Annotated in this window: 21 protein-coding genes and 1 other RNA gene; 4 read left to right on the top strand and 18 right to left on the bottom strand. The window is 64.1% G+C overall.

Going from position 1 to position 17,320, the window contains the following annotated elements; genetic code table 11:
* Positions 1–89: 89 nt before the first annotated feature.
* The 4 genes from U6958_RS11955 to gyrA form a co-directional block, all read right to left on the bottom strand.
* Positions 90–968 carry a prephenate dehydrogenase/arogenate dehydrogenase family protein gene (locus tag U6958_RS11955; RefSeq protein WP_016449514.1) on the bottom strand — a complete coding sequence of 293 codons (879 nt, stop codon included), beginning with the start codon at positions 966–968 and terminating at the stop codon, positions 90–92.
* Positions 968–2,068: a prephenate dehydratase gene (gene pheA / locus U6958_RS11960; RefSeq protein WP_016449513.1), complete on the bottom strand. Its 1,101-nt coding sequence runs from the start codon at positions 2,066–2,068 to the stop codon at positions 968–970. The genes U6958_RS11955 and pheA overlap by 1 nt, the downstream gene beginning before the upstream one ends.
* A 17-nt stretch (positions 2,069–2,085) precedes the next feature.
* On the bottom strand, positions 2,086–3,195 hold the full coding sequence (serC, locus tag U6958_RS11965; RefSeq protein WP_016449512.1) for a 3-phosphoserine/phosphohydroxythreonine transaminase: 1,110 nt from the start codon (positions 3,193–3,195) through the stop codon (positions 2,086–2,088).
* A gap of 123 nt (positions 3,196–3,318) precedes the next feature.
* Complete coding sequence (gyrA, locus tag U6958_RS11970; protein ID WP_046238042.1) at positions 3,319–5,985, bottom strand: DNA gyrase subunit A; 2,667 nt, start codon at positions 5,983–5,985, stop codon at positions 3,319–3,321.
* A 229-nt stretch (positions 5,986–6,214) separates the two neighbouring features.
* On the opposite strand from gyrA, the gene ompA reads away from it, so the two are divergent.
* The 4 genes from ompA (at position 6,215) to ssrA (ending at position 8,743) form a co-directional block, all read left to right on the top strand.
* Positions 6,215–6,874 carry an outer membrane protein OmpA gene (gene ompA, locus U6958_RS11975; RefSeq protein ID WP_016449510.1) on the top strand — a complete coding sequence of 220 codons (660 nt, stop codon included), beginning with the start codon at positions 6,215–6,217 and terminating at the stop codon, positions 6,872–6,874.
* An 85-nt stretch (positions 6,875–6,959) separates the two neighbouring features.
* Positions 6,960–7,682 carry a bifunctional 2-polyprenyl-6-hydroxyphenol methylase/3-demethylubiquinol 3-O-methyltransferase UbiG gene (gene ubiG, locus U6958_RS11980; RefSeq protein ID WP_017406940.1) on the top strand — a complete coding sequence of 241 codons (723 nt, stop codon included), beginning with the start codon at positions 6,960–6,962 and terminating at the stop codon, positions 7,680–7,682.
* A gap of 5 nt (positions 7,683–7,687) precedes the next feature.
* Positions 7,688–8,353: an HAD-IA family hydrolase gene (locus tag U6958_RS11985; RefSeq protein WP_016449508.1), complete on the top strand. Its 666-nt coding sequence runs from the start codon at positions 7,688–7,690 to the stop codon at positions 8,351–8,353.
* Positions 8,354–8,365: 12 nt separating this feature from the next.
* Positions 8,366–8,743, top strand: a transfer-messenger RNA (tmRNA) gene (gene ssrA / locus U6958_RS11990).
* Positions 8,744–8,855: 112 nt separating this feature from the next.
* Here ssrA and U6958_RS11995 read toward each other — a convergent pair.
* The 14 genes from U6958_RS11995 to U6958_RS12060 all read right to left on the bottom strand — a co-directional run bounded on the left by U6958_RS11995 (position 8,856) and on the right by U6958_RS12060 (position 17,319).
* Positions 8,856–10,037: a site-specific integrase gene (locus U6958_RS11995; protein WP_074921451.1), complete on the bottom strand. Its 1,182-nt coding sequence runs from the start codon at positions 10,035–10,037 to the stop codon at positions 8,856–8,858.
* Complete coding sequence (locus U6958_RS12000) at positions 9,998–10,252, bottom strand: excisionase (protein WP_074921452.1); 255 nt, start codon at positions 10,250–10,252, stop codon at positions 9,998–10,000. The genes U6958_RS11995 and U6958_RS12000 overlap by 40 nt, the downstream gene beginning before the upstream one ends.
* Before the next feature lie 110 nt (positions 10,253–10,362).
* A complete protein-coding gene (locus tag U6958_RS12005) occupies positions 10,363–10,830 on the bottom strand; it encodes a hypothetical protein (RefSeq protein WP_208607046.1) in 468 nt (155 codons plus the stop codon).
* Positions 10,827–11,078: a hypothetical protein gene (locus U6958_RS12010; RefSeq protein WP_074921453.1), complete on the bottom strand. Its 252-nt coding sequence runs from the start codon at positions 11,076–11,078 to the stop codon at positions 10,827–10,829. The genes U6958_RS12005 and U6958_RS12010 overlap by 4 nt, the downstream gene beginning before the upstream one ends.
* Entirely contained in the window at positions 11,075–11,257 is a 183-nt protein-coding gene (locus U6958_RS12015) for a hypothetical protein (protein WP_074921454.1), read from the bottom strand. Before U6958_RS12015 ends, U6958_RS12010 begins: the two co-directional genes overlap by 4 nt.
* A gap of 25 nt (positions 11,258–11,282) precedes the next feature.
* Positions 11,283–12,047, bottom strand: a complete 765-nt coding sequence (locus U6958_RS12020; protein WP_074921455.1) for a hypothetical protein — start codon at positions 12,045–12,047, stop codon at positions 11,283–11,285.
* The gene (locus tag U6958_RS12025) at positions 12,044–12,412 is read right to left on the bottom strand and encodes a hypothetical protein (protein WP_074921456.1); all 369 of its coding nucleotides are present in this window, start codon (positions 12,410–12,412) and stop codon (positions 12,044–12,046) included. The genes U6958_RS12020 and U6958_RS12025 overlap by 4 nt, the downstream gene beginning before the upstream one ends.
* Positions 12,406–13,818, bottom strand: a complete 1,413-nt coding sequence (locus U6958_RS12030) for a hypothetical protein (protein ID WP_350337309.1) — start codon at positions 13,816–13,818, stop codon at positions 12,406–12,408. The genes U6958_RS12025 and U6958_RS12030 overlap by 7 nt, the downstream gene beginning before the upstream one ends.
* Before the next feature lie 100 nt (positions 13,819–13,918).
* Positions 13,919–14,527 (bottom strand): hypothetical protein, encoded by a 609-nt coding sequence (locus tag U6958_RS12035; RefSeq protein WP_074923734.1) that lies wholly within the window; start codon positions 14,525–14,527, stop codon positions 13,919–13,921.
* A gap of 257 nt (positions 14,528–14,784) precedes the next feature.
* Positions 14,785–15,075, bottom strand: a complete 291-nt coding sequence (locus U6958_RS12040; protein WP_143044694.1) for a hypothetical protein — start codon at positions 15,073–15,075, stop codon at positions 14,785–14,787.
* 50 nt (positions 15,076–15,125) lie between these two features.
* Positions 15,126–15,455 (bottom strand): hypothetical protein, encoded by a 330-nt coding sequence (locus U6958_RS12045; protein ID WP_143044693.1) that lies wholly within the window; start codon positions 15,453–15,455, stop codon positions 15,126–15,128.
* A 39-nt stretch (positions 15,456–15,494) separates the two neighbouring features.
* A complete protein-coding gene (locus tag U6958_RS12050; RefSeq protein WP_074923730.1) occupies positions 15,495–15,923 on the bottom strand; it encodes a single-stranded DNA-binding protein in 429 nt (142 codons plus the stop codon).
* Positions 15,924–15,931: 8 nt separating this feature from the next.
* Positions 15,932–16,552: a lambda exonuclease family protein gene (locus tag U6958_RS12055; protein WP_074923729.1), complete on the bottom strand. Its 621-nt coding sequence runs from the start codon at positions 16,550–16,552 to the stop codon at positions 15,932–15,934.
* Entirely contained in the window at positions 16,549–17,319 is a 771-nt protein-coding gene (locus tag U6958_RS12060) for an ERF family protein (RefSeq protein ID WP_143044692.1), read from the bottom strand. Before U6958_RS12060 ends, U6958_RS12055 begins: the two co-directional genes overlap by 4 nt.
* Position 17,320 lies beyond the last annotated feature (1 nt).

The raw sequence follows: 17,320 nt of genomic DNA on the forward strand, positions 1-17,320 counted from the left end.
CAAACAGGCTGTCGGAAGGCATTGCGGCCGCGCTGGCCGCAATCCACAGATGCGCTTGGGGGCGCTTGGAGCGCGGCCGGCGTTGCGCGTCAGCGGCGCGGTACGCCCATGCGCCAGTGGGCACGCGCCGCGCTGGCCAGGGTCAGGTGGTCTTCCAGGCCTTGGCCGTCGCCGGCCTGGATCAGGCATTCGAGTTGCTGCAGCGCCTGCTGGAACTGGCGCGACTGCGCCAGCACCTGTTCGCTGTTGGCCAGCAGCACATCGCGCCACATCTTGGGGTCGCCTGCTGCAATGCGCGTGAAGTCACGGAAGCCGGGGCCGGCCAGGGACAGCACCTCATCGGAATCGGGCTGGGTGATCACGCTTTGCATCATGGCGAAGGCCAGCAGATGCGGCAGGTGGCTGACCGTGGCAAAGGCGCTGTCGTGGGCTTCTGGCGACATGGCGCGCACGCGGCAGCCCAGCAGCTCCCACAGGGACTGGGCCTTTTGCAGGTGCTCGGTCAGTGTGCGTTCCGTGGGCGTCAAGATGACCTGTGCGCCCTTGTACAGCTGGGGGTCGGAATGCTCGACGCCCGAGACTTCCTTGCCCGCAATGGGGTGGGCCGGCACGAAGGAGCCGAGCTGGTCGCGCAATGCCGAGCGGGCGGCATGCACCACGTCAACCTTGGTGGAGCCCACGTCCATGATCATCATCCCGGGCGTGACCAGGTGCTTGATGGACTTGAGCGTGGCCTCGGTGGCCGCCACGGGCACCGCCAGCAGCACCAGGTCTGCGCCGGCGGCGGCCAGCAGGGCCGAGGGTGCCTCCACATCGATGACGCCCATCTGGCGTGCGCGCTCGGTGGTGGACGGGGATTTGCTGTAGCCCACGACACGCTTGACCAGCCCGGCCTGCTTGAGCGCCAGCGCGAACGAGCCGCCCATGAGGCCGCAGCCGATCAACCCCAGTTGTTCGAACGGCTGCATCACTTGGAGACCGGATAGGTGCCCAGCACCTTGTAGAAGGCGCACAGCTCGCGCAGCTCCTGCAGCGCGCTGGCCACGTTGGGCTGGGCCGGGTGACCTTCGAGGTCGATGTAGAAGTAGTACTCCCACTGGCCGGTGCGTGCGGGGCGCGATTCGAAGCGCGTCATGGAGACGCCGTGCCGCTTGAGCGGTACCAGCAGGTCATGCACGGCGCCGGGACGGTTGGGCACGGAGATGATGATGCTGGTGCAATCCTGCCCGCTGGGTGCGGGCGTCGCCAGCGTATGCGGCAGGCAGATGACGGCGAAGCGCGTACGGTTGTAGGCATCGTCCTGAATGGCATGCGCCACCACGTGCAGGCCGAATTGCTGGGCCGCGCGTTCGCTGGCCAGGCCGGCGATGTCGGGGTGCAGCGCCGCCAGGCGGGCGCCTTCGGCGTTGCTGGACACCGGGCGGCGTTCGGCATGTGGCAGATGCTTGGACAGCCAGCCCTGACATTGGGCCAGGGCCTGGGGGTGAGCTGCAACCACCTTGATGCCTTCGGTCGTGCTGGTGCTGCGCAGCAGGTTGTGGCGCACCAGCAGGCTGACCTCTCCCACCACGTGGCAGGGCGTATGCAGGAACATGTCCAGCGAGCGCGTGACCACGCCTTCGTTGGAGTTCTCCACGCCCACCACTCCGTACTGCGCGCTGCCCGCGGCCGTGGCGTGGAACACCTCGTCGAAGCTGTTGCAGTACATCAGGTCGGCCGCGCCGCCGAAATACTGGATGGCCGCTTCCTCGCAGAACGTGCCCGCCGGGCCCAGCACGGCCACGCGCTGGGGTGACTCCAGAGCCAGGCAGGCCGACATGATCTCGCGCCAGATCGCCGAGACATGGGCGTTCTTGAGCGGGCCGGGGTTGGCGGACTCGATCTTCTGGATGACCTGGGCCACGCGGTCAGGGCGGAAGAAGGGCGTGCCTTCCCGCTTCTTGACCTCGCCGACCTGCTCGGCCACGCGGGCGCGTCGGTTCAGCAGATCCAGCAGTTGCTGGTCGATATCGTCGATCTGCACGCGCAGATGCGCCAGATCGGGAGAGGCTTGGGGTGGGGTGCTCATGGAAGGGGTGTGGTCGGTCAGGCGTTGCGCTGTTCGAAATCGCGCATGTACTCCACCAGCGCCTGCACGCCAGCGATGGGCATGGCGTTGTAGATGCTGGCACGCATGCCGCCGACGGACTTGTGGCCCTTGAGCTGCAGCAGGCCGCGTTCCCGGGCTCCGGCCAGGAAGGCGTCATTGCGCGACTCGTCGCGCAGGAAGAAAGGGATGTTCATGCGCGAGCGGCAATTGGCAGCGACCTTGTTCACGTAGAACGAGGACTGGTCCACGTACTGGTAGAACAGGTCGGCCTTGGCGATATTGCGCGCCTGCAGGGCCGCCACGCCGGTCAGGCCGCCTTCGGTCTGGCGCTTGATCCACTGGAAGGTCAGGCCCGCGATGTAGATGCCCCAGGTGGGCGGCGTGTTGTACATCGACTGGTTGTCGGCCACGGTCTTGTAGTCGAAAGCCGAAGGGCAGGCGGGCAGGGCGTGGCCCAGCAGGTCCTCACGCACGATGACCAGGGTCAGGCCGGCCGGGCCCAGGTTCTTTTGCGCACCGCCGAACGCCAGGCCCACGCGGCTCCAATCGACGGGGCGCGAGGCCACGTGCGAGGAGAAGTCAACCACCAGCGGAGCATCGCAGCCCAGCGCCTTCAGGTCGGGCAGTTCCTGGAACTCCACGCCATGGATGGTTTCGTTGCTGCAGATGTGCACGTAGCTGGCGCCACGGCTCAGTTGCCAGCTTTCAGGGGCGGGCAGGGTGGTGAATTGGCTGTCCTCGCCGCTGGCTGCGATGTGTGCATCGGCTACGTACTTGCGTGCTTCCTTGGCCGACTTCTGGCTCCAGCTGCCGCTGAGCACGAAGTCCACCGTGCCGGCGCGCGACAGGTTCAGCGGAACAATGGCGTTCTCGGCCAGGCCGCCACCCTGCATGAACAGAATCTTGAATTCGGGCGGCACGGCCAGCAGCTCGCGCAGATCGGCCTCGGCCTGTTCGTAGATGGAGATGAACTCCTTGCCGCGGTGGCTCATCTCCATCACGCTCATGCCGGACCCGTGCCAGTCGAGCATTTCGGCGGCTGCCTGCTGCAGCACTTCGGCGGGAATGGCGGCAGGGCCGGCGGAGAAGTTGTAAGGGCGGTTCATGGAGTTCACTGTCAAGTCACGCGCAGGCGCCAGTTCGGGCCGGGCCTGCAACTGTCAAAAATCTGGGCCGCCGCTACGGCTGCACTCCCGGTGTGGGAGGCAGCCCCAGCGGCGGCCGGGTCATCAGGCGGGCTCGCCCGTGCCTTCGGCAGCGGCTTCGTCGCCGCCCGGGGCTTCCTCGCCCGTGGCCTCGCCCTCGACCTCGTTGGCATCGTTTTCGACGATGCGCTGCAGGCCGCCCAGCTTGGCGCCTTCGTCCAGCGAGATCAGCGTCACGCCCTGGGTGGCTCGGCCCAGTTCGCGGATTTCCGACACCCGGGTACGCACCAGCACGCCAGTGTCGGTGATCAGCATGATTTCGTCATCGGCGTGGACCAGGGTGGCGGCGACCACCTTGCCGTTGCGCTCGGACTGCTGGATGGCAATCATGCCCTTGGTGCCTCGGCCATGGCGCGTGTACTCGACGATGGACGTGCGCTTGCCGTAGCCGTTTTCCGTGGCCGTGAGCACGCTTTGCGATTCGTCCTCGGCCACCAGCATTGCGATCACGCTCTGGCCCTCTTCCAGGGTCATGCCCTTGACGCCACGCGCATTGCGGCCCATGGGGCGCACGTCGTTTTCGTCGAATCGAACGGCCTTGCCGCCGTCGCTGAACAGCATCACGTCATGCTTGCCGTCGGTGAGGGCTGCGCCGATCAGGAAATCGCCCTCGTCCAGGCCCACGGCGATGATGCCGGCCTTGCGCGGGTTGGAGAACTCGTCCAGCGCCGTCTTCTTCACGGTGCCCATGCTGGTGGACATGAACACATAGTGGTCGGCCGGGAAGCTGCGGTACTCGCCCGTCAGCGGCAGCACCACGTTGATCTTCTCGCCATCCTGCAGAGGGAACATGTTGACGATGGGGCGGCCACGCGAACCGCGCGAGCCCGCCGGCACTTCCCAGACCTTGAGCCAGTACAGGCGGCCGCGGTTGGAGAAGCACAGCAGGTAGTCGTGCGTGTTGGCGATGAACAGCTGGTCGATCCAGTCGTCTTCCTTGGTGGCCGTGGCCTGCTTGCCGCGCCCGCCGCGCTTTTGCGAGCGGTACTCGGACAGCGGCTGGCTCTTGATGTAGCCCGTGTGGCTGAGCGTGACCACCATGTCGGTGGGCGTGATCAGGTCCTCGGTGGACAGGTCCTGCGCGCTGTACTCGACCGTGCTGCGGCGGGCTCCGACCTTGCTCTGGCCGAACTCGGCCTTGATCTGCTTGAGTTCGTCGCCAATGATGGCCGACACGCGCTCGGGCTTGGACAGGATGTCCAGCAGGTCCTCGATGACGGACATCACGTCCTTGTACTCGGCGACGATCTTGTCCTGCTCCAGGCCGGTCAGGCGCTGCAGGCGCATCTGCAGGATTTCCTGGGCCTGGGTCTCGGACAGGCGGTACAGGCCATCGGCCTGCATGCCGAATTCGCGTTCCAGGCCGTCGGGGCGGTAGTCGTCGGCATTGACCACGCCGCCATCGGTACGGGTGCGCGTCAGCATCTCGCGCACCAGCTTGCTGTCCCAGTTGCGCGTCATCAGCTCGGCCTTGGCCACAGGTGGCGTGGGTGCGTTGCGGATGATGGCGATGAAGTCGTCGATGTTGGCCAGCGCGACCGCCAGGCCTTCCAGCACATGGCCGCGCTCGCGCGCCTTGCGCAGTTCATAGACCGTGCGGCGCGTGACCACTTCGCGGCGGTGCTGCAGGAAGACCTCGACCAGATCCTTCAGATTGCACAGCTTGGGCTGGCCATCGACCAGCGCCACCATGTTCATGCCGAAGGTGTCTTGCAGCTGGGTCAGCTTGTACAGGTTGTTGAGCACGACCTCGGGCACTTCGCCGCGCTTGAGCTCGATCACCAGGCGCATGCCCGACTTGTCGGACTCGTCCTGGATGTGGCTGATGCCCTCGATCTTCTTCTCGTGCACCAGCTCGGCCATGCGCTCCTGCAGCGTCTTCTTGTTGACCTGGTAGGGCAGCTCATCGACGATGATGGCCTGGCGCTGGCCGCGGTCGATGTCCTCGAAGTGGCACTTGGCACGCATCACCACGCGTCCGCGACCCGTGCGATAGCCCTCCTTGACACCGTTGATGCCATAGATGATGCCGGCCGTCGGGAAGTCGGGCGCGGGGATGATCTCCATCAGCTCGTCGATGGTGGCCTGGGGCGTCTGCAGCAGGTGCAGGCAGGCGTCCACCACCTCGTTGAGGTTGTGCGGTGGAATATTGGTGGCCATGCCCACGGCAATGCCCGAGGAACCGTTGACCAGCAGATTGGGCAGCCGCGCAGGCAGCACCAGCGGCTCGCGCTCGCTGCCGTCGTAGTTCGGGCCGTAATCGACCGTTTCCTTGTCGATATCGCCCAGCATTTCATGGGCAATCTTGGACAGGCGGATTTCGGTGTAACGCATCGCCGCCGCGCTGTCCCCGTCCACCGAACCGAAGTTGCCCTGACCGTCCACCAGCATGTGGCGCAGCGAGAAATCCTGCGCCATGCGCACGATGGTGTCGTACACCGCACTGTCGCCGTGCGGGTGGTATTTACCGATCACATCACCGACGATACGCGCCGACTTCTTGTACGGCCGGTTCCAGTCGTTGTTGAGCTCGTGCATGGCAAAAAGCACGCGCCGATGCACAGGCTTGAGACCATCTCGCGCATCGGGCAGCGCCCGGCCCACGATCACGCTCATTGCGTAATCGAGATAGCTGCGACGCATCTCCTCTTCGAGGCTGATGGGCAGGGTTTCTTTAGCAAACTGGGTCATGTGTGGCGATACTCTGACGGCGGGAAAAGGCCCATTTTAGGTCGAATGACGTGTAGCAGCCGAGCAACATAACCCTGGAATTCCGCCGCTGTCCTACTTGTTGGCCCCCGCTTGGCGGTCCGTCTGCATGTGACGTATGGCACAATCAATTCAACGTTTTTGGTGATGGTCACTGATGACGTCCACAGATTCGCAGCCCTGCTGCGGCTTTTTCCCCAAGAGGAGAACCATGAAGAAACTGAACAAAGTGGCGATGTTGTTTGCCTCTGCCGCCCTCGCAACGGCCGCTGGCGCACAAGTGAAGGCTGCTGACGGTGGCAAGACCATCGACAACTGGCAAAACGGCACCAGCGAACTGGTGTGGAAGAACGGCACGAACGAACTGTGCTGGCGCGATGCCAACTGGACGCCCGCCACTGCAGCTGCTGACTGCGACGGCGCTCTGAAGCCTGTGGCCGCCGCTGTGGCTCCCGCCGCAACGCCCGCTCCGGCAACTCCCGCACCCGCACCGGCACCCGCTCCGGCCGTGGCCTCCAAGGTGACCTTCTCTGCCGACGCTTTCTTCGACTTCGACAAGTCGGTTCTGAAGCCCGAAGGCAAGGCCAAGCTGGACGACCTGGCCTCCAAGGTCAAGGGCATCAACCTGGAAGTGGTCATCGCCGTGGGTCACACCGACTCCGTTGGCTCTGACGCCTACAACCAGAAGCTGTCGGTTCGCCGCGCTGAAGCTGTGAAGGCTTACCTGGTGTCCAAGGGCATCGAAAAGAACCGCGTCTACACCGAAGGCAAGGGCGAAAAGCAGCCTATCGCCGACAACAAGACCAAGGAAGGCCGCGCGAAGAACCGTCGCGTGGAAATCGAAGTGGTCGGCACCCGCGCCGCCCAGTAATCTTTCGATTGCTTCTCGCAAAAGCCCCGGCAACGGGGCTTTTTTTATGGCTGAACGGTCGCCGCAATCGCCGACAATCGACGCCATGAGCAACGCAATCAACCTCAACGCCGACCCGGCGGAGCTGGAGAAATTCTCCAGCCTGGCCCATCGCTGGTGGGACCCGGAAAGTGAGTTCAAACCCCTGCATCAGATCAATCCGCTGCGGCTGGACTGGATCGATGCGCAAGTTCCCTTGAAGGGGCGCAGAATTCTGGATGTCGGGTGTGGCGGCGGCATCCTTGCCGACTCCATGGCGCGCAAGGGTGCGCGCGAAGTGGTTGGCATCGATCTGGCCACCAAGGCATTGCGCGTGGCCCAGCTGCATGCACTGGAGACGGGTACGCCCAACATTCACTACCACGAAGTGAGTGTGGAGCGTCTGGCCCAGGAGCAGCCTGGTTCCTTTGATGTGGTGACCTGCATGGAGATGCTGGAGCATGTGCCCGATCCCGCCTCCGTGGTATCGGCCTGTGCTGAGCTGGTCAAGCCTGGCGGCTGGGTGTTCTTCTCCACGATCAACCGCAGTGCAAAGGCCTTCGGTCTGGCCATCGTCGCGGCAGAATACCTGCTCAAGATGATTCCCAAGGGTACGCATGAGTACGCGAAACTGATCCAGCCCAGCGAACTCGCCATGTTCGCCCGTCAGGCTGGCCTTGATCTGCAGGCCAGCAAAGGCCTGCAGCACAACCCCATCACAGGGCGCTACTGGCTCAGTGCAGACACATCTGTGAACTACATGCTGGCCACGCGCCGGGCCGAAGGGTAAGCCGCATGTGGAAAGAAGTCCGAGCCGTGCTGTTCGATCTGGACGGCACCTTGATCGACAGTGCACCAGACCTGGGTGCAGCCGCAGACAGGATGCGTACGGATCGGGGTATGCCTTCAATTCCCTATGAGCGATATCGACCCATGGCGGGCGCGGGGGCGCGGGGCATGCTGGGGGTGGGGTTCGGGCTCACGCCCGACTCGCCCGAGTTTGCGCAGATGCGCGAGGAGTTCTTCCGCAACTACGAGCAATGCATGACAGAGCGCACCTATGCGTTCGAGGGTGTCGAGGAACTGATTGCGCGACTCCAGGCTGTGTCCATGCCCTGGGGCGTGGTCACGAACAAGTCCATGCGCTTTACCGATCCGCTGACGCAACAGATGCCGCTGTTCGCAACTGCGTCAGCCGTCGTCAGCGGCGACACCACGCCCCATGCAAAGCCCCATCCTGCACCCTTGCTGGAGGCTGCCGCGCGTATCGGCCTTCCTCCCGAGAGTTTTGTCTATGTCGGTGACGACGAGCGCGACATCGTTGCAGGCAAGGCCGCAGGCATGAAGACCGTGGCGGCTTGCTACGGCTACCTTGGCGCAGCCGGCGATACGCTGCACTGGCAGGCGGATGCGCAAATCAATTCTCCGCTGGAGCTCTTGAAACTGCTGGAAAGAGGCTAAGATAGGAGCCTTGGGGCTGTCCTGGTTTCGACGTGGGTTCGGGACCGGTGTGGTGCATGTCGAGCTTGATTGACGCTCGTAAATCTCCATTCAAAAAACTAACTGCAAACGACGAACGTTTCGCACTCGCCGCTTAAATCCGGTGAGCCTTGCAACAGCACGCTGATGGGCTGGGCAAGGGGGTAGCAATACCTCCCGGCTGCAAGGGAATTCACATCAGCTGGCTGCGTGCTGGGCTTCTTAGTACGTGGCAAGATCCAAGGAAGCTGGCATCCCGGGTAGCGTGCGCCTGCGCGACTCGGGAGGCGAGACTCAAAACAGAACGCTAAACATGTAGATCTGCCCGGCGAAGGCTTGCGGACGCGGGTTCAATTCCCGCCAGCTCCACCATCCAAGACACCGCCACACACTGAAGACCTCAGTGTGTGGCGGTTTTTTCTTGCCTTGAAGTGTCCTGCGGTGTCGCCAGAATCGCACCGATTTCGCACGCGATTCGCACGGGCTACGACCCGCTGACGAGCCGCAGTTCCGCCCTGGGCTTCTGGTAGTCCTCGCCGATGAACTTGCCGTAGGTCCGGAAAACCATCTCCACGTCCTCGTGCCCAAGTTGCTGGGCCACATACCAGGGGTTGGCGCCGGCGGTCAGCAGCGTGGACGCATAGGTGTGCCGGATCTGGTACGGGTTCCGGTACTCGATCCCGGCCCGCTCCATCACCGGCAGCCAGAGCGTCTTCCGGATTTGGGCGTCAGTGGTCCACGGCTTCAAGGTGCGCGGGTTCAGCCAGACCCTGGCGCCGCGGGCCTGGCTGACCGAGCGCTGTTGCTTCAGCGCCTCGACTGCCTCGGCATTGAGTTCCACGTCCCGCTTGCCGGCCTCGGTCTTCGGTGCCTTGACGACGCCGGCCACCTGGTTGAGCACGATGCGCGCGATCTTCTTGTCGAAGTCGATGTGTTCCCACTGCAGCGCCTGCAATTCGCCCGGACGCAATCCAGAGTTGAACCAGAACTGGAGCATTGGGCGCTCGTCCTCGCGGCACGCCACCAAAATGGCTTCGCGCTCCGCGCGGGTGAATGGTTGGACCACATAGTCGCTGGCCCGGCTGGTCTGGCGGATCAGCTTAGTCAATGCGATGCGCTCGAATGGGTCGAATTCGATCAACCCATCATTGAGCGCGTCTTCAAAGACTGATCGCAGGGGGATCAGCATATTTCGGATCGCCTTCGATGTGCAGTCCATTTCCGTGATCCATTCGCGCAGCATGCTGGGTGTCACGTCCGAGGCCTGCACCTCGTGCCAGTGCTTCATCCGCTCCCCGTTGATCACCTTCGCATACCCGTTGTATGTCGATGGCGAGAGCTGGCCGTTCTGTACCTGGCGCTCGTAGGTCTCCAGTTGCTTCTGGAGCAGGGCACGCATGAGGCCAGCCTTTTTCCGGCTCACCCCGGCCCGCGGGCTGTCGGGGAAGTGCTCGGCATAGTCGAAGTCTCCGGACTTGATCTTGGCGCGGATGTCTTCGCGGAGAACTGCGGCGCGCTGGATGCTGGATTTGTTCACGGGACCGACTGGGAGCATCTCGCGGCACTCCCGGCCCTCGTATGTGAACGCTATTTGAATCCGGCTGCCGGTTGCGAATTCCCGGACGGTTACGCCAGGTGGTGTTTCGAGCTTTGGTCGCTTATCCATTTGTCAGCTGCTTTGATGTTTACATAGAGACGACGGGAAACGACGGTGACCTGCTGGCCGATTTTCCAAGTGCCGTTTTTCTTGCGCTGCTTGACGGTTTCGCGGGTGACGCCTGTCATTTCCTCGTACTTGCTTGCCAATACCCATTCGGGGCTGATGGCGGCGGCATTTTCTTCGGCGGCTCCCGTGGCCGCAGTGTTGGAGACGGCTTTCATCTTTCGGGCCTTTCAAAAACAAAGGCCAGCGGGTGCTGGCCAGGTGATTGGTTCTTCGTCGGGGTGTGGCGCGCGCTTGTCGCGCCAGTGCTCGGGCTTCTTGCTTGCCATCATCGAGGTGCCCCTCTCCAGATGAAGTCGCCCTTGTCCTCGCGCATGGTCGGCTCGCTGTCCTGGCACGGGCATTCGAGGCCGCTGAGTCGGTCGGCCACCGGCCGCCAGAAGTTGCGCACGCGCCCGCTGGGGACGTGGTTGTCTTCCTTGGCGTCGGCCAGGTCGAACTGGCCCAGAGCCCACATGGCGTCGGCGCTGCTGCAGCGGTTGCCCATGGCGCTGATGCTCAGGTGGTACTCGGGGCCCGCGTCGAACTCTCCCGGCTCGGGGTCGGGCTTCTCCACGGCAGAGATGACAAGGAGGCCGTTCTCCTGGTGGGCCCAGGCCTGCCAGGGGTAGCCCATGGCGTCCAGTTCGTGGGCCATGGCCAGGATGTGATCGGCCCGGGCCCAGCCGGAGCCGGCCGCGGGGGACTTCGGCTGGATCGCGCTGACGCCAGCCAGGGGTGTTGGTGCTGTGGTCACGGGGTCTGTCCTTTCTCGTGTGGGCACATGCCGATGCGCTTCCTGAATTGCTCGATCGGTTCGTGGTCCAGCTTGTACCAATCCGCCGCAGTGAGCTTCTCGTAGCGCTCTGTAATGGCCCTTCCCGCCGGATCGACCGACAGCCACCGCAGGTCAGACAGCACCATCGTGCGGATGAACTCCAGATGCCGCTTCTGCCAGTACCTGCGCTGGCGCCAGGCCTTGAATCGCGCGATGAGGTTTTTCACAATGCAGGTCCTTTCTGCTGCGCCTGGGCGCGCTCATTGGCAAGGTTCCGCAGGCAGTGCTTGCATGTCACCTTGTCCTCGTCAGCTGTCGACGCGTGGTACTCCTCGATGTGGCAGCCAGCGACGTAGTCATCGGGCCAGCCGCTCTCAACGTAGTAGTGGACTTTGTGCTGGGTCATCAGCTCTCCTTGTGCCCAGTGGGGCTCATGCTGTGTATTCCTGCTCGGCCATCTCGCAGACCAAGCCGCAAGATGGGAAGATTTCGCCGCGCTTGGCGGGACCGGGCGGCAACTCGCGTAGAGGGAAGCGCTGCCCCTTGAGCGGTCCAGAGCGGTGCCGCAGAATCCACGCGTTCGGGTTGTCGATCAGCGCTTCAACCTGGGCCACTGCCTCAAACTGCTCGGGGAAGTCCTCGCGAATCGCCCGCCAGTAGCCCAGCCCACCTTTGACACAGCCGATGCAGTTGGCATTGGCGTAGCCCATGCGGTACATCAGCGGCAGCACCATGCCAGCGCGCTCGACCATGGCCAGGCAGTCGGCCTTCGTCAGCCCCTTGTCGATTAGCGGCGCCAGTGCTGGGCGGTCTGGATTGCGCACCTGAAAGTCATCGAAGCGGTCAGCTTCCTCGGCGGTGAACCCCAAGACCATCACATCTCCGGGCTGCTTCCAGGCATCCAGCAGCCCACGCTTTATGCGCTTGGTGCAGGCCGCGCCGGAGGGGCTATTGATGAATCGCTCGCGTCGGAACACCTCGACGGCGCTCGCGCCATACTTCTGGTCGCGCAGCACCGTGATGGGGTGCGCAAACCACGCCTCACAGTCCTGCAGGAAGCGCCGGTTGTCGGGATGTTCCTCCGCCACGAAAGCATTGACGATCACGCATGCATCGCGTCCGTGCTCGGCCAGTGCGAGCTTTGTGGCGACGGCCGAGGCCGCGCCGCAGCTGAATTGGCAGACGATCCTTGTCATGCCGACCCCTTGGCTGCTGCCTGGGCTGTGGCTCGCTTGGCGGCCAACCCGGCGCGGTCCTCGTAGTCCTGCCAGGCATCCCGGTCGTCGCTGTCGTCACCGCTGTCGTCGCCGACATCGCACTTGGCCATGGCCTCGCAGCACAGCGCGCACCAGCGGTAGGACATCAGCTGGCCGTCGAAACGCGCTGACATGCTGCGCACGCGCTCGCCTTGGGCAATCTGGCAGCCGCAATGCGCGCACGGTCCTGGCTTTCGGGCCGTGACCAGCTTGTTCGACAGCACGCGGTCTCCCTGGTCGCCGAAATCGCCGTCGAACGGATCGAAGGCCAGGACGTGGTTTTCCCAGGCTGTGGTGCTCAGCATGCTTCGCCGCCTTCCTTGGCCTGGGCTGCGCGATAGAGCCGGTAGCAGCCGGGCGGCAGCGTGCACGGGGGCACGGTCTCGTAGTCGAGGCCTCCCTCGCTGTCCACTTCGAGCGTGGCCACCCATTCTCCGAGTTCTTCCGTATCCACTGCAGGCGCAGCAGGTGCTGCCCGACGTGCTTGCGCCGCAATGTCTTCGCGGAATGCATCCCAGGCTGCGTCGCGCGGCTCTTCGATGTCCTGCCCAAGCCAATCCTGTGCTTCGCAGAGGTCGCGCGCGGTGGAAAGCGCCACGTCCTCATCCCATCCACCCTGGCAGAGGAAGCTGCGCACCTCCGCGATCCATTCGGAGCGGCTGATGGGCATAGGAAGGCGCAGGGCGGCCATCAGTTCCTCGGCTGCGGCCTTGTCGCCATTTACCCATGCCAGCGTGGTGCCGTCCTCGCGCTCGATGCTGTACCGGGCCTCAATCCCATCCAGGTACTGGTGCGCGCCGTCGTCGGCCAACTCGTACCTACCCGAGGGCGCAGCAGGTGCCTGGGGCGCTGCCGCGTGACGCGCGGATTCTTCGGCGACGATCTTTTCAAGCTCGGCCCGGAACTCTGGCCCGGTGAGCGTGTGCTGATTGGAGAGCAGCCTGCGGAGCAGATGCAGCGCAACTTCGCCCAGCCGAGGTGCCTGGGGCGCTGCTGCCAGCGCGGCGGCATACAGAGTCGATGAACGGCGCAGCGGATCTGCTAGCCATGCTTTTTGAGCGGCGCCGAGCATTGCGTCTGTTGGATTCGCGGGCACGAGCCGCCAGTCATCCGGCACGGCCGGGGCAGGGGCTGCAGGCGCTTCCAGGGCGGGCGCTGCCGGGGCGCGGCTCAGGATGTCGGCGATCAAACTGGCGCAGTCGCAGTCTTCGTAGCCGCCGTCCGCCACGGACGCGATCCATTCGCGCGTTGGCGTGGCCGGCACGAGTTGCCAGCCTGCAGGGGCTGCCCCAGCCACAGCGGAAGGCTGCAGGTACACGGTGCGCCAGTGGCCCTCGTTGCCCTGGCGGCACGGCTCCACGTCCTTGAAAAACTGGCCCGTGTGCGTGTTGACGTAGCCGAAGGGCGCCACAGCGGCAGGAGCTGCCCCGGCGTAGAGCGGTTCGGACGTGTAGCCGTTGTCGTCGGGCGTATCGGACAGCCAGGGCTTGATCGTGGGGTCGCTCGGGTCGCTGATGCGGTATCCGGCAATGGGCTGGGCCGGCTCCTCGATCTGGGCCAGGCACTTCGAGTCGCGCGCCGCGGCAAACACGTCCCTGCCGTAGGCCAGCAGTGCCGCACGATCTGCGCCAGTGACGAAGTTCAGGGAGTGGGGCGCCATCAGCGATGTCAGGTGCGTGTCGTCGCCGGGCTGGATCTTTGTTGCAGTCATGAGGCTTCCTTGGTGATGCGCCAGTGGCTGGCAGTGGTGTTGATGACGTGGCCTGCGCGCTGCAGCAGCTGCGGGCACGCGGCATGGGGTGGGGTCGGGGTCATGGGGTGCGTCGTGCTGATCGAGCGATCGACAGCAGCAGGTCTCGGAACTCGGGGGGCGTAGCAGCGGCCTCACGGCTTGGCAATGTCGGCTTGTTCCGGGCCTTGCCGCGTTGGTCGCGGAAACCAACCTGGTGCGTCCCTTTTGGCCGCTCCCAGCAAAGCTCCCTTGGGCGATCGCTCCCCACGTAGTAGAGCCATGTCGCTTTGTTGGCGCGGTGTCCGTACGCGGACTGCCAAACTTCGCAGACCCAGCCGCCAGACCTGCACGCCTGCCATCCGATGCGGGTTGGTTTTGTTAGGCCGTGAAGCTCCCATGCGCGGCTCTTGGCAGGATGCTCAAGCACCCCGCCCCATTGCTGGACGGCTCGCACCGCGGCCATGAAGCAGCCAAGATCGTTGCCAGGGCGGTTGTGTTCTCCGCCCCATCGGGTGTAGTTGACGGCTGCCATGGCTCCCCATCGCTGGCACGGCGGGTGCGCCACTACCGGGTGCGGTCCGTCATAGCGGCGTGCGTCCCGGGGCTCATCCCACGGGTCCACGCCAGGCAGATCGAAATATGCGCCGCCTGTCTCGACGTACAGGGCGGCAACAGGTTGGTGGTCCATGAGGTCTCCAGAAACAGGAAAGCCCTCGCGGCATACCGGGAGGGCTTCGGGGGGAGGGGGGTGTCAGGCGCCGGCGGATGGCCTGCGGTCTTTTCTCGGGATGCTCTGATCGGGCGCGTAGATCTCGATCGTGTTGAACAGGGCCCCGCAGCATTTGCACTTGCGGGTTCTGCGCTGCATGATTGCGGCCCCGTCGCCCGGCCGCGTTTCTGTGACCTGGGTGTCAGCTCCGCATTCGACGCACTTGGGCTTGTTGCTTACGCGGCCTTCTTGAGCTTCTGTTGCTTCGGCAAAAGCCATACGCGGCCTCTTTGATCTGTGTGATAGCGGGCCATGGAGCGGACTTCGAATTGGCCGTCCTGCTTATTGACCTCCAGCCACTTGCGCAGCGCCTGGGACAACGGGGCAGCTTCCTTCGGCTCGCACTTGATGCACTGCCCAGGCTTCATGCGCGCGAAGATCTCGCTGTACTTGCCCTCCGGGGCGGCGCGCGCCCCCGTGTAAGCGTCGTCGCTGATCTGGAGCATCTCCGGGTCAACGTGGCGCATGGACGCGTTCTTGCGTCGGGCGGCGGTGGGGAATGGGGACGGGTTCGGCATTACTGCTCCTGAAACGAAAAACCCGGCGTGTTGCCGGGCTTGGTGTTGATGTGGGTCTGACTTCTCAGCTCCCTCTCCATCGCATGAACTTCCTTGTGGTGCTTGTCGCAAAGCCAGACTACGTCCAGCGGACGGCTGTAGTCCGGGTGGTGGGCCTGGGCTACATCGCCGCATACCCAGCATGGCTGCCTAAGCAGCTCGCCAGTCTTGATGGCATAGGCCACCTTCCCGTGAGCTATCAATTTCAGCCGATGCTTTGCTCTGTATCGTTCTTGTGCTCTCTGCCGGGCCGCCTTGCCTTTGTCTGTGGCAAGGTACTTTCTGTTCAAGGCCCTGCAGTTTTCTGGGTTGGTCCTGTTTTTCATCGACTAGAACGGAATATCAGAGTCTAGGTCGTCAAATCCAGATGCGGCGCGCGGCGCGGGTGCTGGGGCAGGCCGAGGCGCTGGTGCCGGAGCGGGCGCGCTTGCCTGGCCTTCCTGGCGGCTGCCGAGCTCGACATCCAGCACGCGCGCCACGAGCTTGTGGCCCTGCGTCCCGTCCTGGCGGCTGAACATCTGGATATGCATCTCGTCCAGCGTGAAGCAGTGCAGGGAACCTTTGAGCAGGAAGGGTGCCAGCGTTTCGGCGCGCTTGCCCCACATCGTGGCGTCTATCCACTGTGTTTGCCGCTTGCCGTCCTGGCCGGCCTTTCCGTAGTTGTAGGCCAGCGAAATGCTAGCGACGGGCGTGCCGTCTTGAAGGGTGCGCAGCTCTGCGTCGCGGCCGACGCGGTAGTTTCCGATTTGCTTGGGCATGTGGTTCCTTATTCGGCCAGAGCGGCGCGCAGAGTCTTTTCGTAGTTCTGGACGAGACGAGCGAAAGCCATCAGGTCGGCTTCCAGTTGCTCTATCGCGTCCTCGTCGCGCGTTATGCGCTTGATGGTCATGTGGCCCAGGTCGGGCACCCAGAGCACGAGGTCCACCCACTGGCGGCCAAGCAGCCAGAGATAGCCCAGGCACTGGTCCATGTACGCGGACAGGTCGCCGTCGGCAACTGCCGTGAACAAGGTGTCACTGCTTACCATGGTCTTGATCTCAAGCACTCCGTCGTCATCGATCAAGCCGTCCGGGCTGAGCCCGTAGAAACCGTCTTCCGTGGTGAAGAAGCCGACTTCCTCAACAAGATTCCCGGTGTGGCGCTCATATGCCAAGCGCGCCAGAGGCTCTTGCTCGGTGCCCGTGCGCATCGCGGCGTTCTGAAACTTCGCCGGAGCGCGACCGCCGACCCGCTCGCGGGCGGTGTCCATCGCATACGCCACGCACGCCTTGGAGGGCTGACCCCCTTTCAGCTTGTCGCGACAGTCCTTGAAGCGCGAGCCGGTGATACAGCCCTTGCGAGCCGCCAGCCAGGCCTCGCTGCCTTGCTCATGGTCATGATGGATCATGCTGTCTTGCCTTTCGCGTCAGCGTCCTTGGCTGCTTTCTTCAGGGCGTAGCTTTCCGGCTCCAGCGCGGCGCGCGCTTCCGGCGAGAGAGACTTGATGTGCGCGCTCAGTTCTGCCCAGCCGTTCATTGCGGCCTCGCGCGCTGGCGCCAAGATTTCGAGGGGGACAGCGGCCGGCTTCGAGTTGCCATCCGTGTCGTCGCCGCCTTCTGCCACGCCGCAAATGGCCTTCAGGGTGTAGCGCTCCAGGTAGGACTTCGTGCTGGCCCTGGCCTGGAGCTGATTTTTGGCGCCGCCAGTGTCTGGAGGGCCGCCCATGCTGACTGTCTCGCAATGGCCGCCCACGTGCTTCAGGGTGCAAGTGACCTCCAGCCAGTCCTTCTCGTCGCGCGTCAGCTTCCACGAGGTACTGAGCCCGTGCTTGGACAGGGCCGGCGTGACCGCATCAACAACGTCGTGCAGCTCGGCGTACTCCTTGCCACGCAGAGGGCCATCGGTGACCTTGCGACCCTTGACGATGCGAACGGCTTCCGCCTTGAATGCGGCGAACGCCACGTTGTAGGCCTTCTCAGCCTCGCGCTGCTCCCAGCGGTCATGCAGATCCATCATCTTGCCGATCTCGTCGGTGCTGATGCCCTGAGCGCGAGCGGCCAGCCACACACCGGCGGGCGAGTTGGCGGCCAGCATTCCGCCTTGCTGAACCGCCGGCACGGCCTGTTGCTGCACCGGCACGTCGATGAGCGTCATTTCTTCGGTTGCTGTTTGCATA

The sequence above is a fragment of the Delftia lacustris genome (assembly GCF_040267515.1).
Classification (GTDB): Bacteria; Pseudomonadota; Gammaproteobacteria; order Burkholderiales; family Burkholderiaceae_C; genus Comamonas; species Comamonas tsuruhatensis.